Consider the following 23,843-nt stretch of genomic DNA (forward strand, 5'->3'; position numbering starts at 1 on the left):
GGTGCGCCGCGGCCCATCAGAGCCCGACAGAGGCTCAGGCCGCACGCCTGTGGAGGGACTGAGGAGCTCATCGAGGCGATTCGGAGCGGCAGCGGGCGGCTAGGGACCACCCGCACCTTCACGCTCCAACCGCACTTGATCGGGAGGCCCGATAAAGCGGGCCGGGACTGAACCCTAGGGAGGAGAACTATGCGTAAGACTATGTTTGTGCTCGCCGGCGCGGCTATTGCCGTTGCGCTCGCGGGCGGCGCCGTGGCGCAGGATAAGAAGATCCTGGCCGTGGTCGTCAAAGGCCTCGACAATCCGTTCTTCACGGTGATGGGCCAGGGCTGCGCCGATTGGAACACTGCGCATGCCGACAGCGAATACACCTGCCTCTACACCGGCCCGGCGCTCAGCTCGGACGAAGCCGGCGAAGTGCAGATCGTGCAGGATCTGATCAGCAAGGGCGTCGCCGGCATCGCGATCTCGCCGTCCAACGCTCCGGCCATGGCCAACATGCTGAAGGCCGCTGCGCCGACCATGCCGATCATCACCGTGGACGCCGACCTGCTTCCGGCTGACGCTGCCCTGCGCAAGACCTATTTCGGCACCAACAACTACGACATGGGTGTCGGCATGGCCAAGGAGCTGATGAAGCTCAAGCCGGAAGGCGGCACCGTGTGCCTGCAGCTCGGCAACGTCGCCGCGGCCAACATCAACGAGCGTGCCGCTGGTTTCCGCGACACCATTGCCGGCGCCAAGGGCACCGAAAAGCTCAACAACACCAACGGCTGGACCGAGGCCGAGGGCTGCCCGACCTATACCAACGACGACATCCCGACGGCCAACCAGCAGATGGCCGACGTGTTCACCGCACAGCCGGATCTCGATGCCTTCGTGCTCGTCGGCGGCTGGGCTCAGTTCGGGCCGCAGGCCTACGCCCAGAACACCGACCAGGTCATGGATCGGCTGAAGTCCAAGGACCTGGTGATCATCGCCGGCGACACGCTGCCGCCGCAGACCCAGGCGTTCCGTGAGGGCCGCAGCCACTTCCAGATCGGCCAGCGGCCGTACCAGATGGGCAACGAGGCGCCCGATATCCTGATCAGCCTGATCAAGGGCGAGACCGTCGAGGATCCGAAGTTCACCGGTCTCGACCTCTGCACGCTCGAAGATCCGGGTATCTGCGCAAAGTAAGGTGACGCCAAAAGACGGCGGACGATTGGGGCACGCTTCGGCGTGCCCCTTTTGCTTTGGTCGGGCGCGCTACAAATCCAGCGTCGCCAACAACTCGGCGGCTGCTGCGGAGCCGGCGCGGTTGGCGCCGATGGTGGAGGCCGACGGCCCGTAGCCGACGAGGTGGATGCGCGGCTCCTTGACCACCTGGGTGGCGAGCCGCCCGCCCATCAGGATGCCGCCGGAGGGCTCGCGCAGCATCAGCGGCGCGAGGTGATCAAGCGAGGAGCGGAAGCCCGTGCACCAGAGGATCACGTCGGCCCGCTGCTCGGTGCCGTCGGCCCAGCGCACCCCGGTTTCGGTGATCTCGGCGAACATCGGCAGACGGTTCAGCGCGCCGCGGGCGTCCATCGCCTCGATCAGCGGCGTGCGCGGCAAGCCGGTAACCGACACCACCGAGTTGGGCGGCAGACCCTGCCGCACCCGGTCTTCAACCAGCTTCACGGCGGCGCGGCCCGCTTCCTGATCGAACGGGCCTTCGCGGAACTGCAGCGGCCGCCGGGTCACCCAGGTGGTGCTGGTGACCAGCGAAATCTCGTTGAGCAGCTGGATGGCGGAGATGCCACCCCCGACGATCACCACGTGCTGGCCGGCGAATTCCGCAGCGGTTCGATAATCGCGGGTGTGGAGCTGCCGCCCCTTGAAGCGCTCACGCCCCGGATAGTCCGGGATGAACGGCGTCTCCCAGGTTCCTGTGGCGTTGATGATGCCGCGCGCCGAGAAGGTCTCGCGATCCGTCTCGATGCGGAAGCGCTCACCGCGCTGGCAAACCACCTTCACCTTGACCGGACGATAGACGTTGAGCCCGAAGCGCTGCTCGTAGGCCGCGAAATAGCTCGGCACCGCCACGGCGGCCTCGACCGAGTCATTGCTGGTATCGACCGCCTCGGAGAACTGCATGCCCGGCAAATCGTGCACCCGGTTCACGGTGCTGAGCGTCAGCGACGGCCAGCGGTACTGCCACGCACCCCCGGCTTGCGGGGATTGGTCGAGGACGACGAAGCCGCGGCCCACGTCGAGGCCCCGATGCTTGAGGTTGTAGGCCGATGACAGCCCCGCCTGCCCCGCGCCGATGACGACGATCTCGGTCTTGATGGCGACGCCCGTCGGCGGAGCGCTGGGAGTGGCGAGGGTTTCGGCGTCCATGGTGGGTCCTGTTATTGCCCCAGAGGTAGGGTGGCGCCACCGTCGGCGCAACCGTGCACGTTTGAACGGTTTGAACGCGTTTCGTTCAGTTCTGCGCGCACCATTATTTTCCCCCTCGCTTCTGAGCACGACCGGCAGTGTCGCATGGTGGCGAGTGGCGGGGATAAGGGCGACGACCTGGTTGGTTTTCCGGAAAGTTCAGCGCGGTCCGAGCGGGCCGCGACCTGCTTTTGTGCCTTGATACGTCAGCCTGGCTGACGTTCGAAATCCGACGGTTTGGGCGAAGATGAGCAACAGATGAACGGGATTTTCGCCCGTTTCGGCAGTTGTCACGCGCCTCCGGGCAGGGCGGCCACGCGTTCGCGCAGCTCGCCGAGCTTATTCGCGGCGAACGGCATGAGCGGCGGCCGGACGCGGCTCCAGCCTTCACCATCCGGACGATCCGCGAGAATCGCCTTGATGGTGGGAATCTGGCCGTAGCTGTTGAGCATCGCCCGCGCCGCCTCGATCCGCGCCTGCGCCGCATCGACATCGACTGCCCGGACCGGGTCGGCGTGGTGGTCGTAGATGGTGCGCAGTGCCGGGGCGACGAGGTTGCAGGTGGCGGTGATACAGCCGGCGCCGCCGATCTTGAGGAACGGCAGTAGCAGCGGATCAGCGCCGACCATCACCGCGAAGCCGGGATTGTCCTCGACCAGCCCCTGCATGTTGCCGTAGTCGCCCGACGAGTCTTTGAGACCGACGACAGTACCCGGAAACGCCTTGATCAGCCGCGTGACGAGCGGCCGGCTGAGCGGCACCGCCGAGGTCTGGGGGATGTGGTAGAGGATGACCTTGAGCCGCGGATCGGCTACCGCCTCGATGATCCGCGCATAGGCAGCGAAGATGCCGTCGTCGCTGACGCCCTTGTAGTAGAACGGAGGCAACATCACGACGCGGGTGATACCGAGACTCAGCGCGTGGCGGGTGAGGTCCACCGTATCCGGGATGGCCGCGACGCCGACGCCGGGTGCGAGTTGGTCAGGAGTGACGCCGGCCTTGAGCGCAGCTTCGAGGATGGCCTTGCGCTCACTGACCGAAAACGAATTCGCCTCGCCCGTGGTGCCAAGCAGCGCGATGCCGTGGCAGCCATCGGCGAGGAGGCTGAGGCAATGCGCGCCGAGTCGTTTCAGGTCAGGACTGAGGTCGGCGTTGAGGGGCGTGACCGCCGCGCAATAGACGCCCGAAATGCCGAAACCCATGCTGTCGCTCCTCAGCCCGCTGGCGTCATGGTGCACGAACGGACGAGGGCGAGGCAAGTTGCCGAGGACCGTGTGCTGGGCCGTCCCCTCCACCATGCTTCGCATGGTCCCCCTCCCCCGCCACGCGGGGGAGGATTAAGGAGAGATCGGGCCACAGCGGATCCTCCCCCGTGCAACGGGGAGGGGGACCGGCGGAGCCGGTGGAGGGGGCGGCCCCACGCACCGGCTTACGGATTACTCCGCCGCGACTGCAGTTCGAGCGTCGTCCAGACCCGACAGTGCCTTGGCGCGCGCGAGGCTCTCCGGCTGCTCGCGGCGATAACGGCGGCCGATTTCCATCATTGCCACGGTATCGGGCAGGAAGCTGAGTTCGGCGAAGATCTCTTCCCAGGCGATATCGCCCCAGCCGAGCGGCATGTGCAGGTCGCCAATGCCCATCGCGGTGTTTTCCTGCGGGTGGAACGGCTTGAAGAAGCCCTGCGGCCGGCCGAAGGAATCGTGGAGGTGGAGATGCCCGGCGACAGGCGCCATGGCGCGGATCTCGGCGCGGAAATCGAGGCCCTTGAACGTCGACTCGATATAGGCGTGGCTGAAATCGATCAGCGCCACGACGTTCGAGTGGTTAACGGCTTTGACCGTCTCGGCGACTTCTGTCGGAGTCTGGCGGTACTGACCGAGTTCGGTGGTGAAGATGTTCTCGAGCGCGATGCGGACGCCGTGCGGGCGGGCGAAATCGGCGAGCTCGGTCAGCGCTACACGCTCGCGCACATCGGCACCGGCCCAGTCGGAAATGGCTTCAGCGCGGAGGTTCCCGCCGTGCTGCACAAGGATGCCCGCGCCGATGGAATTGCAGACCTCGACCAAAGCCTTGGCGGCGTCGATCTGGTAGCGCTGCGTCACCGGGTCCATGAAGTTGGACGAAACGAGGCCGTGCACGGTGTAGCGGAAATCGAACTGCTTGGTGAGTTCGAGCAGCGCCTCGTGACGCTCCCGAATGATCCGGCCACCGGCGACCAGGTCGAGGCTGGTGACGCCGATCTCGACGGTATCGACGCCCATCTCGGCCAGCGCGCGCATATCGGCTTCGAGGGTGGCGAACTCGCCGTCGTCCGAACCGACGTTGAAGCCGGTCGCAATGATGTTGCTCATAAATTTCTCCGTTGGTCAGGATGGTTCAGTGCTGAATGCGGCGCCCGTCCTCGAGCGAGAACAGGTGCAAGGCGCTGTCGGCGAGGCTGAGATGCACCGGCGTGCCGGACAGAAGCTCAGAGCTGTCGGTATCGAGCGCGACGATGCGGCTGCCATTGGCATCGGCGTGGATCAGGCGCGACGCGCCGAGTTCCTCAACATAGTCGACGACGGCCGAAATCGCGCCGTGCGTCTCAGCACCGGTGCGGCGCACCCCTTCCGGGCGCACGCCGAGCACGACCTTGCGGCCCGGCACGCGGATGCCGTTGAGTTGGCTGACGTTGAGCCGCCCGCCGCTGCCATGCACGAAATGCCCTTCGGCGTCGAACTCGCCTTCGAACAGGTTCATCGCGGGCGAACCGATGAAGTCGGCGACGAAGCGGCTGGCGGGGTTGTTGTAGACCTCGGTCGGCCTGCCGATCTGCTCGACCCGGCCGGCATTCATGATGATCAGCTTGTCAGCGAGCGTCATGGCCTCGGTCTGGTCGTGGGTGACGAACACCGAGGTGACGCCGAGATCGCGATGCAGGCGCCGCACTTCCGAGCGCATGGCGACGCGGAGCTTCGCATCGAGATTGGAGAACGGCTCGTCGAACAGGAACACCTTGGGCTCTCGCACCATGGCGCGCGCCATGGCGACGCGCTGCCGCTGCCCACCGGAGAGTTCGCCCGGGCGGCGATCGAGGAACGGCACGAGCGACACGGACTCGGCAACCTTCATCACCCGTGCATCGCGTTCGGCCTTGGGGACCTTCGCCACCTTCAGCGCGTAGCCGATGTTCTTGCGCACCGTCATGTGCGGGTAGAGCGCGTAGTTCTGGAACACCATGGCGCAGCCGCGCTCGCGTGGCTCGAGCTTGTTGACGACCGTGCCGGCGATGGAGATCTCGCCCTCGGTGATTTCCTCGAGTCCCGCGATCATCCGCAGCAACGTGGACTTGCCGCAGCCCGATGGCCCGAGGATAACGACGAACTCGCCCGCTTCGATGTTGACGTCGACGCCGTGGATCACGGCGGTCTTGGCGTAGTTCTTCTTCACGCCCTTGATGGTGATCTGAGCCATGTTCTGTCCAATCATTTGTCGCGGGAAATGAGGCCACGCACGAACCAGCGCTGCATGAAGGCAACGACCAGCAGTGGCGGCAGCATGATGATGAGGGCGCCGGCCATGGTGACGTTCCAGTCGGGCGTGCCGTTCTGGGCCGGGATCAGCGCCTTGAGCTGCATCACCACAGTGCCGAAATGCTCGCGGTCGGTGGTGATCAGCAGCGGCCAGAGGTACTGGTTCCAGCTCGAGACGAACATGATGGTGGCAAGCGCCAGCATGTTGGTGCGGCTCAGCGGCAAGAGCACATCCCAGAAGAACTCGAGCGGATGCGCGCCGTCCATCTTGCTGGCTTCCACCAGCTCGTCCGGGATGGTCATGAAGAACTGCCGATAGAGGAAGGTGCCGGTTGCGGTGGCGACCAGCGGCAGGATCAGGCCGGTGTACGAGTTGAGCAGGTTCCAGTTGAGTGCGATCTGCACCCCGCTCATCGCCTGCACCAGCCCGGTAATCCCGAGCGTATCGAGGATCACCTGGAACGGCAGCAGCGCGTTGGCGGCGATCGAGTAGGTCGGCACGATGCGCACTTCGAGCGGCAGCATCAGCGTGATGAAGATCAGCCAGAAGCAGAGCATCCGCGCCTTGAAGTTGAAGAACACGATGGCGAAGGCGGAGAGGGAGGCGAGGATGATCTTGCCCACCGTGACGCCGACGGCGACGATCAGGCTGTTGATCAGCTTGGGGCCGAGGTCGCCACGGGTCCACGCCGACGCAAGGTTCTCGAACAGGTGCGACGACGGCAGCAGGCTGATCGGCACCTGGCTGACTTCCTGCAGCGACTGCGAGCCGGCCACCAAGGTGATCCAGAACGGGATCACCACCAAGAGGGCACCGAACGCCATGGCGACGTAGGTGATGAAATCGAAGAAGGGAGAACGCTCGATCACGGCTTCACCTCAGTTGTAGTGGACGCGCCGTTCGACCCATTTGAACTGGACGAACGTGAGGCCGATGACGAGCAGCATGAGGACGATCGACTGAGCCGCGGCACCCGAGTAGTCGAGGCCTTTGAACCCGTCGAAATAGATCTTGTAGACCATGACTTCGGTCTGCCCGATCGGGCCGCCCTCGGTCATCACGTCGATCAGCCCGAAGCTGTCGGTGAAGCTGGAGATCAGGTTCATGATGAGCAGGAAGAATGCCGTCGGGGCGATCAGCGGCAGCTGCAGGTCGATGAGGCGCTGGAACGGCCGCGCACCATCCATGGCGCCGGCTTCCGAGATCGAGCGCGGGATCATCTGCAGCGCCGCAAGGAAGAAGATGAAGTTGTAGCCGATGCCGAGCCAGGCGTGGCAGATGATGACCATTGCCAGCGCATGCCAGCCATTGGTCGCCGGATCCCAGATGCCCGGCCAGATCTGGTTGATCGAGCCGATCAGCCCCGATTCTGGCGCGAAGATGAAGCGGAAGGCGACGCCGGCCGCCGGGGCCGCGATGGCGTAGGGCCAGACGAAGATCGACTGGAAGATGCGGGTGCCCTTCAGCGAGCGATCGACGAACGCCGCGAGGGTGAGCGCCACGGCCATCGAGAGGCCGGTGGAGACGATGGCGTAGAACGCGCTGCGTAGCACCGTGGTCCAGTACTCGCGGTCACGGAAGATGGCGAGGAAGTTGTCGAACCCGACCCAGGTGTTACCGCCGCCCCAAGGCTGCTCGAGCGAGAACGCCCAGTAGAGCGCCTGCGTGGTCGGCCAGTAGAAGAAAACGAGGACGAGGATCAGCTGCGGCGACAGCAGCAGCCAGGGCATCCATCCGTTGCGGTAATAGGCGCGGCGTTCCATGGGGACCTTCCACCAAAATAGAATGCACGGACGGCCGGGGCCGCCCGTGCTGAAGTCAGGCAGAGATCAGAGCAGGTTCTTGCCGGCGTAGGTCGCTTCGAAGCGGCGCAGGATTTCGTTGCCCTTGGCATCGAAGGCCTCGAGGGCTTCCTTGGCCGGCACGTTGTTGAACAGCACCGACTGGATGGTCTTGACCATTTCGGCGCGGATCGAGGCGTAGTTGCCGAGGCGGATGCCGCGGGTGTTTTCGGTCGGCGGGGTGAAGGTCAGCGACTGGATGGCGAGCTCGCGGCCCTTGTACGGAGCGGCGTCGTAGAAGCCCTTGGCCTTCATGGCTTCAAAGCCGGTGTTGGTGACCGGGATGTAGCCGGTAACCGTCGACCACCATTCGGCCTGCTCGGGAGTAGCGAGGAAGGCGAAGAACGCCGCGGCGCCCTTGTACTCCTCGGGCGACTTGCCCTTGAGGGTCCAGAGCGAAGCGCCGCCCACGAGGCTGTTGGTGCGCTCGGTGCCGGCCCAGACCGGGATCATCGCGTTGGTCCAGTGCACGCCTTCCTTGGCTTGCTTGGAGAAGGTGCCGTGATCGGCAACCGACGACGAGGTGATCTGGCACTTGCCGTTGACGAAAGCGTCGTTGGCGGTTTCGCCGGCGTCCTTGGACTTATGAACGAAGAGACCTTCGTCATACATCTTCTTGATCCAGGTCAGCTGGTCGACGAACTTGCCCTTCGACACGACCATCTCGGCGTCCAGGCCTTCGAAGCCGTTGCCCTTGGTGGCGATCGGCTGGTTGTGGACGGCCGAGAACTGCTCGAACCACTGCCAGGCACCGGCCGGGTCGAACGCCACCGGGCACTCGTAGCCGGCGGTCTTCATCTTGCGGGCGACGTCTTCGACTTCTTCCCAGGTCTGCGGCACGCCGGTGAAGCCGACCTTGGCCAGCGCATCGGTGTTGAAATAGATCTGCGCGGTCGAGGAGTTGAACGGCATCGACAGCAGCTCACCCGTCGAGGTCGAATAGTACGAGGCAATGCCGGAGAAGTAGTTCTTCCAGTCGATCTGGTAGCCGTTCTCTTCCATCAGCTGGCGCACCGGGACGTAGGCGTCCGACAGCATCAGGTCGAGCGTGCCGGCGTCGAAGATCTGGGTGACGGTCGGCTGCTTGTTGGCGCGGAACGCGGCGATCGTGTTCTGCAGGTTGTTGTCGTAATTGTCCTGGCTGACGCAGACGATCTCGTAGTCGGACTGCGACGCGTTGAACGTCTTGCACATGTCCTGGATGCGTTCGGACAGGTCGCCCGACAGGCCATACCAGAACTCGAACTTGGTCGCAGCGGCGGCGGGCGACGCTACGAAGGTCAGGGCGGTCGCGGCCAGAGCCGCGCTGAGCAGCCAGTTGGATTTCATCTCAAATGTCTCCGAAGAAAGGGAATGCCGGTCGATTTCTCGAGCGGCGCACTCCTAGTCGGAGACCACGACGGTTGGATTTCAGCGCGATGAACGAGCCGTGACACCTCGATGACGATCTGGTGTCAGCACAGCCAAGCCATTGGCGGATCAGGCGCAGTCGACTGTATGGCGGTGCAGCGCTGCAGCTCTCTGGGGCCAGTTCGCTGTGCATAACCCGGTTAAGGACAGCGGGATCGCCGTCGCGACCCCGCTCCACTCTACCCTAGAGCGGGCAACGCTGGGGCAGGCCGCCCGCCAGATAGGTGTCGCTGACAGGGTCGTAGGTGGCGAAACCGGCCTGGCAGGCTTCCTGGTGCTCGGCCCAGGAGCCGGACGTTACCGCCAGCCGCGTTGCCAGCCACAGATTAGGCGGCCGCAGGCGCGACCTCGGATGGATCGCCAGTTCGGCGTTGATGGCCGCCGCTGCCGGGTCGAAGTTCGGGTAGTTGGTATTGGCCGGGAAGCCGTAGACGTAGTCGCCGCCACTGGGCAGCAGCGTAGGCAGGATGGTGGGCGTGCCGCCGCGCACGATGATGTTGATCGGCTGCGCTGCAACCGGGACGGCGGACAGGATTGTAAGAGTGGTGGTCACAAGGAGGAGCAGGTGTTTCATTTCCGATCTCCATGGCATCCGACACACAAACGTTGGCGGCAGCCAAAAGTAACACGCGTGCGGTCAATATTCCCGTCGCTTGCCCGGGCCGGTTAACAGGCCTCTTACAGTGGGGACCGTGTACTGGCATCACTCCCGCTCAGTCGCCCAGCGGCTCCAGCACCTTGCCTTTCCTGTGGTTCAGCACGGTGTACTTGATCCGGCGCAGTGTCTCGCGCGCATCGGGATCGAGCCTTGTGCCGACTGCGCTCGAAACGAGGTCGATGATGGCGAGGAAGGCGTAGCGTGAAGCGGTGGGCTTCAGCGGGTCGGGGAATTCCGGGATATCGACGGTGAGCGCCACATCGGCGGTGGCGGCGAGATCGGTATCCGGCGCGGTGATGCAGAGCGCCTTGGCACGGTAGTGCTTGGCGAGCTGCACCGCCTCCACCACTTCGCGGGTGCGCCCGGTGCCGGAGATTGCGATGACCAGGTCGTTCGGCTTCAGCGTCGAGGCCGTCATCTTCATCACGTACGGGTCGGAATGGGCGGTGACCACCACGCCGTAGCGGAACAGCCGGTTCTGCGTTTCCTGCGCCAGCGCGGTCGAGCTGCCGCCCAGCCCGAAAACCAGTACCTGATGCGCACTTGCCACCAGTTCGGCCGCCGCGATGATATCGACCGGGTCGATCTGCCGCTCGACGATGTTGAGCGCGTTCCGCGCTTCGCCAAACACTTCGGTCCAGAGCGGTGAGGCATTGGCGCTCGGCTCAGTCGGCGGGGCGGGCGAGAGATAGAGCCGCCCAACCACGACGCTCTGCGCCAGCTTCAACTTGAAGTCGCGCACGCCGTCGCAGCCGATGGCCCGGCAGAAGCGGGTGACCGTCGGCTCGCTCACCTCGGCGCGCCTCGCAATCTCGGCGTTCGAGGCGTCGACCGAGAAGGTGACATCGGCCAGCACCACGTCGGCGACGCGGCGCTCGGCTGGTCGCAACTCGCTGTAGGAGTCTTTGATCTGCGACAGGATGTCGGGGATCGGCTTGGCGTAGCCTTCGCCGCTCGGCTCGTCGCGCTTGTGCTTCCGCATGTCCGGCCTTCTGCCTGTGGGGTCCGACCCGACTTCTATCATTTCTGGCCAGCCAATGCCCTACCGCGCCTTGCGCGTGGGCGCCCGCTGCTCATTTCATCGGCAGAATGTAGGAAACTTACACATGACGCAAGCGTCAAGACATTAGCAAAAGCAGCGTTCTGTGCGAAGTGGAGGACTTGCGTGACAGCCGCTTGACTACGAAAGTAGGATAGTTACAAGGACTAGCCTAGTTTGCCCACCCCGCCGCGCCATACACGAACCGGAGACTATCGATGACTTCACCGGCCGCCGGCCAAGCCTTCGATATCGTGCTCAAGGGCGGTCGCGTCCTCGATGAGCGCAACGGCGTCGACGGGCTGTTCGATGTGGCGATCAAGGGCGGCAGGATCGCGGCGGTGGGCAAGGACCTAGCGACGGCGGGGGTCCGGGTCGAGGACGTGACCGGCAGCATCGTCGCGCCGGGGCTGATCGACGTCCACACCCATGTCTACCACAAGGCGACCTCGCTCAGCGTCGACCCCGGCTTCATCGCCCGCCGCTCCGCCTGCACCACGCTGGTCGATGCCGGCAGCGCGGGGGCGGGCAACTACGACGGCTTCCGCGACTACGTGATGATCCACTCGCCGTACCGGATCTTCGCCTTCCTCAACATCTCGTTCCCCGGCATTTTCGGCTTCGACAAGGGTGTCTCGATCGGCGAGGCGACCCTGCGCTCGATGCTGCCGGTCGACAAATGCGTCGCCAAGGTCGAGGCCAATCGTGACCGCATCATCGGCGTGAAGGTCCGCATCGGCGGCCCGGTGACCGGCGAGCTCGGCCTCGGTGCGCTGGAACTGGCGCTGGAAGCCGCCAATGCGCTGAACCTGCCGCTGATGACTCATATCGGCACCGCCCCGCCGAGCTATGCCGACGTGGTCGACATGCTGCGCCCCGGCGACATCCTCACGCACTGCTACCGCCCCGACCCGAATTCGGCCATCGGCCCCGACGGCAAGGTGATCGACGCGGTGCTGAAGGCGCGCGAGCGCGGCGTGCTGTTCGACATCGCCCACGGCATGGGTGCCTTCGGCTATGAAAGTGCCGAGGCGGCGCTGAAGGACGGTTTTTCGCCGGACCTGATCTCGTCGGACGTCCACGTCATCGCCGTCGAGGGGCCGGGGTATGACCTGCTGCACACGATGAGCAAGCTGCTCAACTGTGGGCTGTCGCTGCCCGAAGTTGTCGGCATGTCTGCTAACCGCCCGGCGCTGGCGATCCGGAAGCCCGAGCTGGGGCACCTGGGCGTCGGCACAGTGGCGGACATCACGGTGCTCAAGCAATACGACAGTAACTATGTGTTCGAGGACGTCGTCGGCAAACGCCGCCAGGGCTCGAGCCTGCTGCAGCCGGTGTCGGTGTACCTGGGTGGGAAGTCGATGGAAGTGAGCCGCCGACCGTTCGAGGAGAGCTTTCTGATCGGCGGGCATCATGGGCATGAGCACTAATCAGCACTAGGCCTAGGGCTGCCTCAGAAATCCTCGAGCGTCAGCTCGCGCGACATCACGATGTTGCCTGAGGTCAGCCCACAATCGACCGGGATCGCCGCGCCGGTGACGGCGCTCGCGGCGTCCGAGGCGAGGAAGGCGATCACCCGCGCCACCTCGTAGGGCTCGACGATGCGGCCGAGCGGATACCAGCGCTCCAGCGTCTTCAGCACATTCGGATCCTTGGCCTTGCGCTCGTCCCAGATCGGGGTGCGCACCGTGCCCGGGAGCACAATGTTGGCGCGGATGCCGTAACGGCCATATTCCTGCGCCAGCGAGCGGGTGAGCGAGATCATTGCCGCCTTCGCCGCGCTGTAGGCCGGATCGCCCAGCGCCGCGACACCGTTGACCGAGCCGACATTGACGATGTTGCCCGAGCGCCGCTCGACCATCTGTGGCAGCACCGCATGGGCGCAGGCGTAGGCGCCGCCGACATTGGCGGCCATATCCTCGTCCCAGCCCGCCGGGTCGGTCTTGGCGAAGGTGGCGTGGCGCGAAATGCCGGCATTGTTGACGAGGATGTGCACCTCGCCGAACTCCCTGAACGCGGCGGCCACCGACGCGGCATCGGCGATGTCGGCCACCGCCGGCCTCACCGTGATGCCGTCCTTGCCCAGCGTCTCGGCCAGCGCATGCACCTTGTCGTTGCGATCGAGCGCCGCGATGGTCGCGCCTTCCTCGCCGAAGAAGCGGCAAAGCCACTGGCCAATGCCGCCCGCCGCGCCGGTGATGGCGATGGTCTTGCCGGAAAATGCGCCGCTCATTTGTGCTCCCTCGATACGCGCACACCATGCCGCGCTTTCTGGCCAACACCAACAGGAGACGCACCACGCAGTTGTCGCTATGGTGCGCCCGCACCATATGTGAGGCCTGATGTTCCTCTCGGTTTTCGACGTCTTCAAGATCGGCATCGGGCCATCGAGCTCGCACACCATGGGGCCGATGACGGCCGCCAACCGGTTCCTCGACGAACTCCGGACCGGCGACTGGCCGCGCCCGCGCACCGCCGTGGTGACTTCGCTGAAGGCGAGTCTCCATGGCTCACTGGCCTTCACCGGCGTCGGCCATGGTACCGGCCGCGCCGTGGTGCTGGGGCTTTGCGGCCTCGCACCCGACACCGTCGATCCCGACAGGATCGATGCGATCGTCGCTGAGGTCGAGGCCGAGGGCATGGTGCACCCCGAGGGGCACCCGGCCTATCGCTTCCGCCCGGCGCAGGACCTGATCTACGACAAGAAGGAGCGGCTGCCCGGGCACACCAACGGGCTGCAGTTCTATGCCTACGAGGCCGACGGCACGCTGCTGCTGCGGCGGGTCTACTACTCTATCGGCGGTGGCTTCGTCGTCAGCGAGGCCGAGCTGGCGCGCGGCGAGGTGAAGGCCGATGCGGTCGCGGTGCCCTACCCGTTCGGCGATGCCGAGGAGATGCTGGCCATGGCCCGCGACTCCGGCCTCTCGATCGCCCAGATGAAGCGCGCCAACGAGGAGGCGCGGATTGGCCGCCGCGCCCTCGAGCAGGGGCTCGACCGGCTGTGGTCGGCGATGGATGGCTGCATCGAGCGCGGCTTGCGCACCGACGGCATCATGCCGGGCGGGCTCAACGTCAGCCGGCGCGCCAAGGCGATCCACCAGCAATTGCAGGACGCCTGGCAGCGCAACGAACTCGGGCCGCTCGCCGGCAATGACTGGCTCAGCGTCTTCGCCATGGCGGTGAACGAGGAGAACGCCGCCGGCAGCCGCGTGGTGACGGCGCCCACCAATGGCGCGGCCGGGGTCATTCCCTCGGTGCTGAAGTACCACCAGCAGTTCGAGGCCGGCGCCTCGCGCGCCAGCATCCACGACATGCTCCTGACCGCCGCCGCAGTTGGCGGCATCATCAAGCACAATGCCTCCATCTCGGGCGCCGAGGTCGGGTGCCAGGGCGAGGTGGGGTCGGCCTCGGCGATGGCCGCGGCAGCGCTCTGCGCCGCGATGGGCGGCACCCCCGCGCAGGTGGAGAATGCCGCCGAGATCGCGCTCGAGCACCATCTCGGCATGACCTGCGACCCGGTCGCCGGGCTGGTGCAGATCCCCTGCATCGAGCGCAACGCCTTCGGCGCGGTGAAGGCGGTGACCGCCGCCTCGCTGGCGATGAAGGGCGACGGCACCCACAAGGTGTCGCTCGATGTCTGCGTCGAGACCATGCGCCAGACCGGCCGGGACATGTCCGAGCGCTACAAGGAAACCAGCCAGGGCGGCCTCGCCGTCAACGTGCCGGCCTGCTGATGCCGAGCCCAACCTACGAGCTGTTTCGCGAGGCGATGGCCGGCAAGAAGCAGGTCGTCTGCGTGTATCGCGGACGTCGACGAGAGGTCTGCCCGGTGATCCTCGGCCACACAGAAGGGGAAGAAAAGGCGCTCTCCTACCAGTTTGCCGGTGAGAGCAATTCCAGTTTGCCGCCGGGCGGCGAGTGGCGCTGCCTGACGCTGGGCATGGTCAGCGAGGTCGAATTGCGCGATGGGCCATGGCTCACCGGTGACGGCAGCCATTCGGCGTCGCAGTCCTGCGTCGAGGAGGTCGATTTCGACGTCAATCCCGATAGCCCCTACTCCCCGAAACACCGACTTTAGGGCATCAATGCCCGCGAGTTTCGCGAGAGCCCGAATGACCGACCGCCCCAACATCCTCCTGATCTGCGCCGACCAGTGGCGCGGCGACTGCATCTCGGCGCTCGGGCACCCGAATGCGAAAACCCCGAACCTCGATGCGCTGATGGCCGACGCGGTGACCTTCACCCGGCATTTCGGCCAGTGCACGCCGTGCGGCCCGTCGCGCACCAGCCTTCTCACCGGGCAGTACCTGATGAACCACCGCTCGGGGCGAAACGGCACGCCGCTCGACCGGCGCCACACCAATATCGCGCTCGAGGCGCGCAAGGCCGGCTACGATCCCGCCCTGTTCGGCTACACCGACACCACCCCCGATCCGCGCGGCCTGCACCCGAACGACCCGGCGCTCACGGCGTACGACGAGGGGGTGATGCCGGGGTTCTCGACCCCGCTGCACCTGCCCGAGGACATGGACCAGTGGGTCTCGGACCTCATCGCCAAAGGGTACGACCTGCCTGGCGGCCGCCATGACGTGTTCCGCCCGCGAAAAGGCTTCGACAAGCCCGCCGACCGCGGCTTCCGCTTCATCCCCACCGTGTTCAAGGCCGAGGAAAGCGAGACCGCTTTCCTGACCGACGAGTTCCTCAAGTGGCTGCTGGTGCGGCGCGACAAGCCGTGGTTCGCGCATTTCGTGTTCTACCGCCCGCACCCGCCGCTGATCGCGCCCGAGCCGTACAACGCGATGGTTCACCCCGCCGACGTGGAGTTCCCGGTGCGCGCCGCCTCGCCGACCGAGGAAGGCCGGCAGCACCCGCTGCTCGATTACGCCATCGAGACGCTCCGCCAGCCCAGCACCTATGACGAGCACAACCCGCAGGATCTCGTCGCCGCCGACGAGCTCGAGATCCGCCAGATGCGGGCGACCTACTACGGGCTGATCGCCGAAGTGGACGCGCAGCTGGGGCGCATCGTCCAGCATCTGAGGGACACCGGCCAGTACGACCGCACGCTGATCGTCGTCACCTCGGACCACGGCGAAGTGCTGGGCGAGCACTATGTGTGGGGCAAGGAGATCTACTTCGATCCGGCCTTCCACCTGCCGCTGGTGATCCGCGATCCGCGGCCCGCGGCCGATGCGGCTCGCGGCCGGCGCGTCACCGAGTTCACCCAGGCGATCGACGTGATGCCCACGGTGCTAGACTGGCTCGGCCTCGACATTCCGCGCAGTTGCGATGGCGCCTCGCTAGCGCCATTCCTCCGTGGCGAGACCCCACGGGACTGGCGCGACGCGGTGTACTTCGAGCACGATTTCCGCGACGTCCGCACGCAGAAGCCCGAGACCGCGCTGGGCATTGTGTCCGACCAGTGCGCCTACGCGGCGATCCGCGACGAGAAGTTCAAGTACGTGCACTTCGCGGCGCTGCCGCCACTGCTGTTCGACATCGCCAAGGATCCGCATGAGCAGGTGAACCTCGCCGATGATCCGGCCTACACCGATGTGGCGCTCTACTATGCCCGCCGCATGCTCGACTGGCGGCTGAGTTCGGGCGAGCGGGAACTGACCAATATGTCGGTGGGAGCTGGCGGGTTGTTCGTCCGCAAGTAGCGATGTTCCGCGCGGCGGAACCGGCGGCGATTGACCCTGTGGCAGCGGGCTTCCAAGGTTAGGGCGACCCGTTCCGCAGGAGCCGCCATTCCCATGCGCCTGTTCATCGCCACCCTCGGCACCGAGACCAGCACCTTCGCCTCATTCCCGACCGGCATCGACGACTTCAAGGAGTGCTTCTGGGCCGATGGCAATATCGAGACCGTGCCGACCTCACCCTGGTCCGCGCCAGGACAGATCTGGCGCCGTCGCGGCCTCGAGCGCGGCTGGGAGGTGATCCAGAGCCTCTTCGCCTTCGCAAACCCGGCCGGGCCGACCATCAAGGCCGACTACGAGGCGATGCGCGACCGCATCCTCGATGACCTCCGCGCCGCCGGCCCGGTGGATGCGGTGCTCTATTACCTGCACGGCGCGATGATCGCCGACGGCTACGACGACTGCGAGGGCGACCTGGTGAAGCGCACCCGCGAGCTGGTGGGCAAGGACACCCGCATCGGCATCGAGCTCGACCTGCATGGCCATATCGACAACACCCTCGTCGACAACGCCGACATCATCGTCATCTACAAGACCTACCCGCATATCGACCACGCCGAGCGCGCCGAGGACCTGTTCGCGCTGATGCAGCGCACCCTCGCCGGTGAGATCGAGCCGAAGATGGCGCTGTTCGACTGCAAGACCATGGGCCTCTTCCCCACCACCATGGACGGGCCGATGATTGCCTTCACCCAGTCGCTCTATGACGGCGAGGGCAAGGACGGCGTGCTGTCGCTATCGCTGAACCACGGCTTCCCCTGGGCCGATGTGCCGCTGGCCGGCGCCAAGATGCTGGCCGTGGCCGACGGCGACCAGGCCATCGCCGATCGCGCCGCAAAGGAATATGGCGAGGCGTTCTACCGCATCCGCGCCGAGGCAACTCTGCCGTTCACGCCGTTCACGGAGGCGATCGAGCAGGCCAAGATCAAGGGTGACAAGCCGCTCTTGATCGCCGACACCTCCGACCAGATCGGCAGCGGTGCGCCGGGCGACACGACCTATATGCTGAGGGCCTTCATCGATGCCGGTATTCGCAACGCCGTGGTGGCGCCGTTGTGGGATCCCTCTGCGGTGAAGATCTGCTTCCAGGTCGGCGTCGGGGCGAAACTGAAGCTCCGCATCGGCGGCAAGTTCGAGCCGCAGTCGGGCCCGCCGCTCGATGCCGAGGCTGAGGTGCTGTTCCTCAAGCGCCACGCCCACCAGGACCACCTGCCCGGCGAGCGCATCGAGATCGGCGACGTCGCGGTGGTGCGGGTCGAGGGCATCGAGGTGCTGCTGACGACGCTGCGCACGAACCTCTATTCGCTGAGCTTGTTCTCGCTGCACGGCATTACGTTCGACGACAAGCAGGTCGTCTCGATCAAGAACCTCTACAAGCACAAGGACTTGTTCGTGACCAACACGCGGGGCCAACTGTTCGTCGCGACGCCGGGGACGAGCAACCCGAACTGGCATGAGCTGCCGTTCAAGCGCCTCACCCGCCCGATCTGGCCGCTGGACGCGGACCCGCTGGGATTGGACTGAACTAGCCGCGCTCCTTGGCCCGTTCCCTGGCGAAGTGTGCGGCGGTGGTGCAGAGCAGCGCCCAGGCCGCGCCCAGCGACCAGCCGGCCAGCACGTCGGTGGGGTAGTGCACGCCGAGATAGATGCGGCTCACTCCTACCAGCACGGTGAGGAGGATCGCGGTGGCGATGTAGAACAGCTTCAGCCGCCGCTCGGGCGTCGCTGCCGCTAGCATGGCGCCGATGGTCAGGAACACCACCGCCGACACCGTCGCGTGGCCGCTCGGAAAGCTCGCCGTGAACACTTCGGCGACGCCGGTGAGGTCTGGCCGCGGCCGGTCGAACAGCATCTTCAGCACGGTGCTGATGACGGTGCCGCCGACCACGGCGAACACCATGAACCAGCCGGTGCGGTGCTTGCCCACCAGCAGCAGATAGGCAAACACGACGAGGACGAGAATGCCCAGTACCGAGAAGCTGCCGAGCGAGGTCACATCGCGCACCGCTTCCTCGAACCATGCTGGCCCGATCGGATCGGCCGGATCGCCGGGCGTACGCAACGCCATCAGCACCGCGTTGTCGAGGTCGAGCGTATCGCCTTCCACCACCTCGTCGGCAAGCAGGCCGAACCCGCCGAGCAGCGCTGCAACGGCGAGCGCGCCGGCATAAACGGTGGAGGGCGTCTTGTGCATGGGTTCCCTGTGCGAAGCAGTTGCAGACTAGCCAACAGGTGGTGTTGCGGCCAGCCGCATGCCAGCCGCTACTTCCTGGCGAGAAGAACCTTAAAGCTGCCGTTCTCGGCCAGGACGGACGTCGTCGAGAAGGACGATCGCAACTCCCGCTCGTAGGGCAGGTGCCGGTTCGCCACGCAGACGAGATGGCCGCCAGTGCGAAGTGCCTCGGCGGCGACGCTCAGGAACCTGACCCCCAGATCGACATCCTGCGCGCCTTCCCGATGGAACGGCGGATTGGTGACCACCCAATCATACTTGCCGCGGCCGACGCCATCGCGGACATCGGACCAGTGATAGCCGACCGAGCGTCCGGCCGCCGCCGCCGCCAGGTTGTCTTCGGCAAGGTCCAGCGCCAGCTTTTCCGCCTCGAACAGATCGAGCTGCCGGATGCGATCGTAGCGGCTCAGCAGCGACGCGCTGAGGTATCCCCACCCTGCCCCCAGATCGGCAACCACCCCCTCGATGCCTCGCGGCAGGTTGGCGAGAAGAAAGTCCGATCCGGGATCGATACGATCCCAGCTGAAGATGCCGGGGACGGATTTGAACGCACCGTTGGCGATCGGCTTCGGCTCGCCGAGTGACAACCATTCGGTCCAGGTCTGGTCGCTGGCGCCAGCGACGCTTCGCGTCCCCCAGAAGACCCGGCACTTGGCCTTGGAAACGCGCCCCCGTATCTCGGTAAGCCTGGCGACCGCCTTTTCGTAGGTGGCGGCTCCGATGGTATTCTGCCCGGCGCAGACGAGGGTGCCGCCCGGAGCGAGATGGGCGTAGCCGCGAGCGATGTTAGCGTAGTTTTCCAGCCGGTGCGGCGTCAGCACGCAAAGCCCGACCTCATAGGTGCCCTCTAGCCGGGTCGTCACCCTGAGGCCGCCACTCCGCATGCGCTCGTAGGCCGGCTTGTAGGTTTGTTCCCCGACCAGCTCCTGGCCGAACGTCTGCTTCAGCGATGCACTGAAATCGCCCCGAAGCACGAAGGCGTTCTTCGGCTCAATCAGGCCATCCTGAAAGGGGATGGTAAGTACGTCGAAAACGCTCTGGCTCATCCCGCTTCCACTTGGCCGCCGCCAAGGCGGACGTGCGCGGAACATACATATCGGTCGGGCCGATGGCCATTACCGCCGGTTGAATACCGGGGTGCGTCTTTCCTTGAAGGCGGCGCGGCCTTCGCGCGCATCTTCGGTGGCAAAGCAGATGGTCTGCAGGTCGCGTTCATAGGTGATGGCGTCGGCAATCGACATTTCCCAGGCGGCGCGCAGGTTGAGCTTGGCGGTCTCTGCGGCAATGGGCGCCCGGGCAGCGATGGCGGTGGCGATCTTCTTGGCCTCGGCAAGGAGATCGGCCTGGGAAACGACGCGGCTGACGAGGCCCCAGCGCTCGGCAGTTGCGGCATCGATCGGGTCGCCGGTCATTATCATCAGCGCGGCATTGGAGGGACCCACTGCGTGGGCGAGGTTGACCGCCATGCCGCCGCCGCCGATCCAGCCGAGCTTGATCTCGGGGGCGGCGAAGCTGGCGTTCTCCGAGGCGATGCGGATATCGCAGGTCATGGCGGTTTCGAGGCCACCGCCGAAGGCGTAGCCGTTGACCGCGGCGATCGAGGGCTTCAGCAGGGCGCGAATGGCATCGCAATAGTCTGGGCGATTGCGGAACGCCCACGGCGTCTCGTAGTCATCGAGGGCGCGGATGTCGGAGCCGGCGCAGAAGGCTTTTTCGCCTGCCCCGGTCAGGATGACACAACGGACCTGGTCGTCGGTATTGAACGCATTGACGGCGGCGACCAGCGCATTGGCCATCTCCGGCGTCATGGAGTTGAGCTTTTCGGGCCGGCTGATGGTGATGATGCCGACATGACCGTCGCGCTCGACGAGGATGTTGTCACTCATGCGCTCATGCTCCGTTCTCTGCCACCGCGCCTTTGGCGAGTAGCCGCTCGATGGTGGCGTCGTCGTAACCGGCCTCGAGCAGCACGTCGCGGCTGTGCTGGCCGGTGACCGGCGCGCCACGCTCCACCTTGCTCGGGGTCTTGGAGAACCGGATTGGGAAGCCCGGGGTCTTCACGTGACCCTCGGTCGGGTGGTCGTACTCGACGAAGGTGCCGTTGTGCTTGATCTGCTCGTCTTCGACCAGGTCGGCATAGCCGTAGACCGGGCCGCACCAGATGTCGGCGGCGCGCAGCAGTTCGAGCCACTCGGCGCTGGTCTTGGTCTTCAGCCGGTCGCGGGTCTTGGCAAAGATCTCGTCGCGACGGGTCCAGGTGTCCACCTCGTCGTCCATATCGAGGAAGCTCGGCTCGCCGATGGTCTGGCCGAGATTGGCGAGCTTAGGGAAGGCGACGATGATGAAGCCGTCGGAGGTGGCAAAGGCGCCATAGGGCGCGCGGATGTAGACGTGGGCGTGCGGCTCGGCGGAACGAACTTGCGGCTTGTTGCCGACAGTGAACACCGAGAGTTCCTGCATCTGGATGGTGGTGATGGCGTCAAGCATGTTGACCTGCACCAACTGGCCCTCGCCGGTCCGCTCGCGATGCAGCAGTGCAGCAAGCGCGCCCTCGAAGGCGGTGTAGGCGGTGATGCCGTCGACCAGGTACTGTCCCGCCGCGTTGGGCGGTTCGCCCTCGCGGCCGGCCGACAGCATGGCACCGGACATGCCCTGCAGCACCAGGTCCTGCCCAGGGCGGTTGAGGTAGGGACCATCCTCGCCGTAGCCCGAGATTGAGACGTAGACAAGACGCGGGTTGATCTTCGACAGCGTCTCGTAGTCGACGCCGAGGCGCTTGGCGACACCGGGGCGATAGTTCTGGAGGAAGACGTCGGCAGTCTTCACCAGTTCGAGCAACACGGCCTTGCCGTCGGGGTCCTTGAGGTCGACGGCGAGCGAGCGCTTGTTGCGATTGAGCGAGAGGAACGAAACGTTGACCTTGTTGCCGCGCGCCCCGCCGGCGGCGGTGTGGCGTTGCCACTCACCGGTCACCGGCTCGACCTTCACCACATCGGCGCCGAGATCGCCCAGGCGCTGCGCCGCGAAGGGACCGGCCATGGCGATGGAACAATCGAGGACGCGATAGCCGCTGAGGATACCCATTGGGAGAACTTCCGGTGGTTAGTGCATGACCCAGCCGCCATCGACATTGATGGTCTGGCCGGTGATGAACGAGGAGGCGTCGGAGGCGAGGAACATCAGGATGTTCGATATATCCTCGGGCGCGCCGCGGCGCTGGATCGCCTGGTGGTCGTAGATGCGCTTCTCGTAGGCGGCGAGATCGGGGTGGATCTTTTCGGCATCGGTCGGGAAGGCGCCGGGCGAGACCGCATTTGCGGTGATGCCGTACTTGCCGAACTCGCGAGCCCAGGAGCGAGCGAGCCCGACCAGCGCCGCCTTCGACTGCACATAAGGCGTGAGGTCGGACCAGCCGCCGGAGAGGGTCACCGAGGCGATGTTGATGATGCGGCCGCGGCCGGCCACCTTCATGTGCGGCAGCGCCACCTGCACGCAGACAATGCCGGCATCGACATTGATGCGCTGGACCAGCTGCATCTCTTCGATCGTGTACTGCTCGAACGGTTTTGACGGATAGATCGCGGCATTGTTGATGACGATGTCGAAGCCGCCGACTTCGGCGGAGAGCTTCTCGAGGCCAGCGCGAAGGCCAGCGAGATCGGAGAGATCGAGTGTGGCGACGGTGAGGCCATCGAGGCCGGCCGCTGCTTCCCGCAGCGCTGCCACCTTCTCGGCATTGTTGTCGATGGCGACGACCCGGGCACCGGTCTTCAGGAAATTGACCGTGGTCTGCAGCCCGAGGCCGCCGGCGGCGCCAGTGTAGAGAATGGTCTTGCCGGCAATGGAGCCGAAGTGATCGCCACTCATGACCGCCCCGCTATCGGCAGGTGGTTGTTGGACGGCGTCGGGTAGTCGTCGTCCGGCTGGCCGGAGATAGCACGGATGCGGGCTTCCGAGGTGGCGATGGCGGCAGCATCGGGCAGGACGCGGAAGGTGGTGTCGTAGCGACGCTCGTCGCCATGCTGCAGCCAGATCATCTCGCCGCGATCTCGGGCCGCCTGGTTGCCGAGCACGTGGTGGGTCGAGGGCTCAATGCCGAGCGCATACTGGCCGGCTTGCAGGTTCTGCCACTCATAGAGGCAGGGGAACTGGTCCTTGCGGGTGGTCACTTCGAAGCCGAGGCCTATCCGGTCGTTGACCAGCGCCACGTGCTGCTCGCCATTGGCATCGGCGCCGAGCTCGTGCTGCCACACCTGTTCGTGGAAATCGTGCTGCGGTGCCGGCAGGGTGCGATAGCCGACGCCCTGCTTGCGGTAGCTGTCGCCGGCATGGGCGGCCCAGACCGCATCCTTGATCGGCGCGAGGTAGCGCGAGCCCTCGTCGAGCACCGGGTGGGCGACGTTGATGTGGTAGCAGTACATGTGCGGCGTCTTGTAGAAGCCGTGATTGACGACGCGATCGCTGAGGCGGATCTCGTTGCCGCCGACATCGGCCTCGATGCGGCGGATCAGGTGCAGGTCCTCGCCGAACACGGCGGATTGCTGCACCACGCCCTCGGCCCAGAGGATGCAGCGGTCACCCTCCCAGCGCTCGCCATAGCCAGTGAGCCGCGCCGGGATGGTGCCGACGCGGCCATGCAGCGAGTGCTTCACCGTCTGCTTCGGCGAATAGACGTAGGTCTCGGCCGACACCTCGTTCATGAACAGGATGTGGTCGAGGCCGCAGGTGACCAGCAGCCCCGAAAACGAGCGCGCCCAGGCGAGCCCGCCCTCCCCTTCGTACTCGTGGAGGCCCGGATGGCGGAACCCCGCGGGGGAGTGCCAGCCGATCGCCCGGCCATTGTGCTCGCAATCGGCGATGTCCATGGCGCGATCGACCAGCACGGTGAAGCGCAGGCCCGAGCCGGTGCGGAACTCGAGCAGGCGGATGCCGCGCTCGACGCCATCCTCGAGCGTCATCAGGCGGACGCCTGCGAACTGCGAGAGCATGCCCGAACGTTCAGCGACGGCGCGGCGCGTCAGCGTCTCCTGATAGAGCTCGACCAACA

The 23,843-nt window shown here is 65.6% G+C and carries 22 protein-coding genes; 6 read left to right on the plus strand and 16 right to left on the minus strand.

Annotated features, from left to right (window positions below):
* The first annotated feature begins 189 nt into the window (after positions 1 to 189).
* Positions 190 to 1,179 carry a substrate-binding domain-containing protein gene (locus tag AC1DYL_RS08680; RefSeq protein WP_477148078.1) on the plus strand — a complete coding sequence of 330 codons (990 nt, stop codon included), beginning with the start codon at positions 190 to 192 and terminating at the stop codon, positions 1,177 to 1,179.
* Positions 1,180 to 1,248: 69 nt separating this feature from the next.
* Here AC1DYL_RS08680 and AC1DYL_RS08685 read toward each other — a convergent pair whose 3' ends face one another.
* From AC1DYL_RS08685 to AC1DYL_RS08725, 9 genes are all read right to left on the minus strand, one after another.
* Positions 1,249 to 2,364 (minus strand): NAD(P)-binding domain-containing protein, encoded by a 1,116-nt coding sequence (locus tag AC1DYL_RS08685; RefSeq protein WP_477172833.1) that lies wholly within the window; start codon positions 2,362 to 2,364, stop codon positions 1,249 to 1,251.
* Between the two features lie 329 nt (positions 2,365 to 2,693).
* Positions 2,694 to 3,605 (minus strand): dihydrodipicolinate synthase family protein, encoded by a 912-nt coding sequence (locus AC1DYL_RS08690; protein WP_477172834.1) that lies wholly within the window; start codon positions 3,603 to 3,605, stop codon positions 2,694 to 2,696.
* A 234-nt stretch (positions 3,606 to 3,839) separates the two neighbouring features.
* Positions 3,840 to 4,754, minus strand: a complete 915-nt coding sequence (locus AC1DYL_RS08695) for a TIM barrel protein (RefSeq protein WP_477172835.1) — start codon at positions 4,752 to 4,754, stop codon at positions 3,840 to 3,842.
* A gap of 25 nt (positions 4,755 to 4,779) precedes the next feature.
* Positions 4,780 to 5,856 (minus strand): ABC transporter ATP-binding protein, encoded by a 1,077-nt coding sequence (locus AC1DYL_RS08700; RefSeq protein ID WP_477156342.1) that lies wholly within the window; start codon positions 5,854 to 5,856, stop codon positions 4,780 to 4,782.
* 11 nt (positions 5,857 to 5,867) lie between these two features.
* A complete protein-coding gene (locus AC1DYL_RS08705; protein ID WP_477172836.1) occupies positions 5,868 to 6,785 on the minus strand; it encodes an ABC transporter permease subunit in 918 nt (305 codons plus the stop codon).
* Positions 6,786 to 6,794: 9 nt separating this feature from the next.
* A complete protein-coding gene (locus AC1DYL_RS08710; protein WP_477148084.1) occupies positions 6,795 to 7,679 on the minus strand; it encodes an ABC transporter permease subunit in 885 nt (294 codons plus the stop codon).
* A gap of 66 nt (positions 7,680 to 7,745) precedes the next feature.
* Complete coding sequence (locus AC1DYL_RS08715; protein ID WP_477172837.1) at positions 7,746 to 9,086, minus strand: extracellular solute-binding protein; 1,341 nt, start codon at positions 9,084 to 9,086, stop codon at positions 7,746 to 7,748.
* A 265-nt stretch (positions 9,087 to 9,351) separates the two neighbouring features.
* A complete protein-coding gene (locus tag AC1DYL_RS08720; RefSeq protein WP_477172838.1) occupies positions 9,352 to 9,741 on the minus strand; it encodes a hypothetical protein in 390 nt (129 codons plus the stop codon).
* 139 nt (positions 9,742 to 9,880) lie between these two features.
* Positions 9,881 to 10,807, minus strand: coding sequence for a MurR/RpiR family transcriptional regulator (locus tag AC1DYL_RS08725; protein ID WP_477148087.1), 927 nt, complete (start codon positions 10,805 to 10,807; stop codon positions 9,881 to 9,883).
* 275 nt (positions 10,808 to 11,082) lie between these two features.
* Between AC1DYL_RS08725 and AC1DYL_RS08730 the strand changes: the two genes are divergently transcribed.
* Positions 11,083 to 12,294 (plus strand): amidohydrolase/deacetylase family metallohydrolase, encoded by a 1,212-nt coding sequence (locus tag AC1DYL_RS08730; RefSeq protein WP_477172839.1) that lies wholly within the window; start codon positions 11,083 to 11,085, stop codon positions 12,292 to 12,294.
* Between the two features lie 23 nt (positions 12,295 to 12,317).
* Here the strand turns inward: AC1DYL_RS08730 and AC1DYL_RS08735 are convergent, their stop codons facing one another.
* A complete protein-coding gene (locus AC1DYL_RS08735) occupies positions 12,318 to 13,097 on the minus strand; it encodes an SDR family oxidoreductase (RefSeq protein WP_477172840.1) in 780 nt (259 codons plus the stop codon).
* A 109-nt stretch (positions 13,098 to 13,206) separates the two neighbouring features.
* Here AC1DYL_RS08735 and AC1DYL_RS08740 point away from each other — a divergent pair, with 109 nt between their 5' ends.
* The 4 genes from AC1DYL_RS08740 (at position 13,207) to AC1DYL_RS08755 (ending at position 18,087) form a co-directional block, all read left to right on the plus strand.
* Positions 13,207 to 14,598 carry an L-serine ammonia-lyase gene (locus AC1DYL_RS08740; protein WP_477172841.1) on the plus strand — a complete coding sequence of 464 codons (1,392 nt, stop codon included), beginning with the start codon at positions 13,207 to 13,209 and terminating at the stop codon, positions 14,596 to 14,598.
* Positions 14,598 to 14,942 carry a hypothetical protein gene (locus tag AC1DYL_RS08745; RefSeq protein ID WP_477172842.1) on the plus strand — a complete coding sequence of 115 codons (345 nt, stop codon included), beginning with the start codon at positions 14,598 to 14,600 and terminating at the stop codon, positions 14,940 to 14,942. The genes AC1DYL_RS08740 and AC1DYL_RS08745 overlap by 1 nt, the downstream gene beginning before the upstream one ends.
* Before the next feature lie 34 nt (positions 14,943 to 14,976).
* Positions 14,977 to 16,527 (plus strand): alkaline phosphatase family protein, encoded by a 1,551-nt coding sequence (locus tag AC1DYL_RS08750; RefSeq protein WP_477172843.1) that lies wholly within the window; start codon positions 14,977 to 14,979, stop codon positions 16,525 to 16,527.
* Between the two features lie 93 nt (positions 16,528 to 16,620).
* Positions 16,621 to 18,087 (plus strand): M81 family metallopeptidase, encoded by a 1,467-nt coding sequence (locus tag AC1DYL_RS08755; protein WP_477172844.1) that lies wholly within the window; start codon positions 16,621 to 16,623, stop codon positions 18,085 to 18,087.
* Between the two features lies 1 nt (position 18,088).
* On the opposite strand, the gene AC1DYL_RS08760 is transcribed toward AC1DYL_RS08755, so the two are convergent.
* From AC1DYL_RS08760 to AC1DYL_RS08785, 6 genes are all read right to left on the minus strand, one after another.
* The gene (locus AC1DYL_RS08760; RefSeq protein WP_477172845.1) at positions 18,089 to 18,757 is read right to left on the minus strand and encodes a phosphatase PAP2 family protein; all 669 of its coding nucleotides are present in this window, start codon (positions 18,755 to 18,757) and stop codon (positions 18,089 to 18,091) included.
* 68 nt (positions 18,758 to 18,825) lie between these two features.
* Positions 18,826 to 19,842, minus strand: coding sequence for a class I SAM-dependent methyltransferase (locus AC1DYL_RS08765; RefSeq protein WP_477172846.1), 1,017 nt, complete (start codon positions 19,840 to 19,842; stop codon positions 18,826 to 18,828).
* A 69-nt stretch (positions 19,843 to 19,911) separates the two neighbouring features.
* A complete protein-coding gene (locus AC1DYL_RS08770; RefSeq protein WP_477172847.1) occupies positions 19,912 to 20,682 on the minus strand; it encodes an enoyl-CoA hydratase/isomerase family protein in 771 nt (256 codons plus the stop codon).
* A 4-nt stretch (positions 20,683 to 20,686) separates the two neighbouring features.
* Positions 20,687 to 21,880, minus strand: coding sequence for a CaiB/BaiF CoA transferase family protein (locus AC1DYL_RS08775; RefSeq protein WP_477172848.1), 1,194 nt, complete (start codon positions 21,878 to 21,880; stop codon positions 20,687 to 20,689).
* A gap of 18 nt (positions 21,881 to 21,898) precedes the next feature.
* Positions 21,899 to 22,663, minus strand: coding sequence for an SDR family NAD(P)-dependent oxidoreductase (locus AC1DYL_RS08780; RefSeq protein ID WP_477172849.1), 765 nt, complete (start codon positions 22,661 to 22,663; stop codon positions 21,899 to 21,901).
* Entirely contained in the window at positions 22,660 to 23,841 is a 1,182-nt protein-coding gene (locus AC1DYL_RS08785; RefSeq protein WP_477172850.1) for an aldose 1-epimerase family protein, read from the minus strand. The genes AC1DYL_RS08780 and AC1DYL_RS08785 overlap by 4 nt, the downstream gene beginning before the upstream one ends.
* Between the last annotated feature and the right edge of the window lie 2 nt (positions 23,842 to 23,843).

The organism is Devosia sp. P1_H9 (assembly GCF_056405135.1).

What these genes read in the sequence shown, in the direction of transcription:
- AC1DYL_RS08680 (WP_477148078.1), top strand. Translation starts at nt 190, where the DNA reads ATGCGTAAGACTATGTTTGTGCTCGCCGGCGCGGCTATTGCCGTTGCG.
- AC1DYL_RS08685 (WP_477172833.1), bottom strand. Translation starts at nt 2,364, where the DNA reads ATGGACGCCGAAACCCTCGCCACTCCCAGCGCTCCGCCGACGGGCGTC.
- AC1DYL_RS08690 (WP_477172834.1), bottom strand. Translation starts at nt 3,605, where the DNA reads ATGGGTTTCGGCATTTCGGGCGTCTATTGCGCGGCGGTCACGCCCCTC.
- AC1DYL_RS08695 (WP_477172835.1), bottom strand. Translation starts at nt 4,754, where the DNA reads ATGAGCAACATCATTGCGACCGGCTTCAACGTCGGTTCGGACGACGGC.
- AC1DYL_RS08700 (WP_477156342.1), bottom strand. Translation starts at nt 5,856, where the DNA reads ATGGCTCAGATCACCATCAAGGGCGTGAAGAAGAACTACGCCAAGACC.
- AC1DYL_RS08710 (WP_477148084.1), bottom strand. Translation starts at nt 7,679, where the DNA reads ATGGAACGCCGCGCCTATTACCGCAACGGATGGATGCCCTGGCTGCTG.
- AC1DYL_RS08715 (WP_477172837.1), bottom strand. Translation starts at nt 9,086, where the DNA reads ATGAAATCCAACTGGCTGCTCAGCGCGGCTCTGGCCGCGACCGCCCTG.
- AC1DYL_RS08720 (WP_477172838.1), bottom strand. Translation starts at nt 9,741, where the DNA reads ATGAAACACCTGCTCCTCCTTGTGACCACCACTCTTACAATCCTGTCC.
- AC1DYL_RS08725 (WP_477148087.1), bottom strand. Translation starts at nt 10,807, where the DNA reads ATGCGGAAGCACAAGCGCGACGAGCCGAGCGGCGAAGGCTACGCCAAG.
- AC1DYL_RS08730 (WP_477172839.1), top strand. Translation starts at nt 11,083, where the DNA reads ATGACTTCACCGGCCGCCGGCCAAGCCTTCGATATCGTGCTCAAGGGC.
- AC1DYL_RS08735 (WP_477172840.1), bottom strand. Translation starts at nt 13,097, where the DNA reads ATGAGCGGCGCATTTTCCGGCAAGACCATCGCCATCACCGGCGCGGCG.
- AC1DYL_RS08740 (WP_477172841.1), top strand. Translation starts at nt 13,207, where the DNA reads ATGTTCCTCTCGGTTTTCGACGTCTTCAAGATCGGCATCGGGCCATCG.
- AC1DYL_RS08745 (WP_477172842.1), top strand. Translation starts at nt 14,598, where the DNA reads ATGCCGAGCCCAACCTACGAGCTGTTTCGCGAGGCGATGGCCGGCAAG.
- AC1DYL_RS08750 (WP_477172843.1), top strand. Translation starts at nt 14,977, where the DNA reads ATGACCGACCGCCCCAACATCCTCCTGATCTGCGCCGACCAGTGGCGC.
- AC1DYL_RS08755 (WP_477172844.1), top strand. Translation starts at nt 16,621, where the DNA reads ATGCGCCTGTTCATCGCCACCCTCGGCACCGAGACCAGCACCTTCGCC.
- AC1DYL_RS08760 (WP_477172845.1), bottom strand. Translation starts at nt 18,757, where the DNA reads ATGCACAAGACGCCCTCCACCGTTTATGCCGGCGCGCTCGCCGTTGCA.
- AC1DYL_RS08765 (WP_477172846.1), bottom strand. Translation starts at nt 19,842, where the DNA reads ATGAGCCAGAGCGTTTTCGACGTACTTACCATCCCCTTTCAGGATGGC.
- AC1DYL_RS08770 (WP_477172847.1), bottom strand. Translation starts at nt 20,682, where the DNA reads ATGAGTGACAACATCCTCGTCGAGCGCGACGGTCATGTCGGCATCATC.
- AC1DYL_RS08775 (WP_477172848.1), bottom strand. Translation starts at nt 21,880, where the DNA reads ATGGGTATCCTCAGCGGCTATCGCGTCCTCGATTGTTCCATCGCCATG.
- AC1DYL_RS08780 (WP_477172849.1), bottom strand. Translation starts at nt 22,663, where the DNA reads ATGAGTGGCGATCACTTCGGCTCCATTGCCGGCAAGACCATTCTCTAC.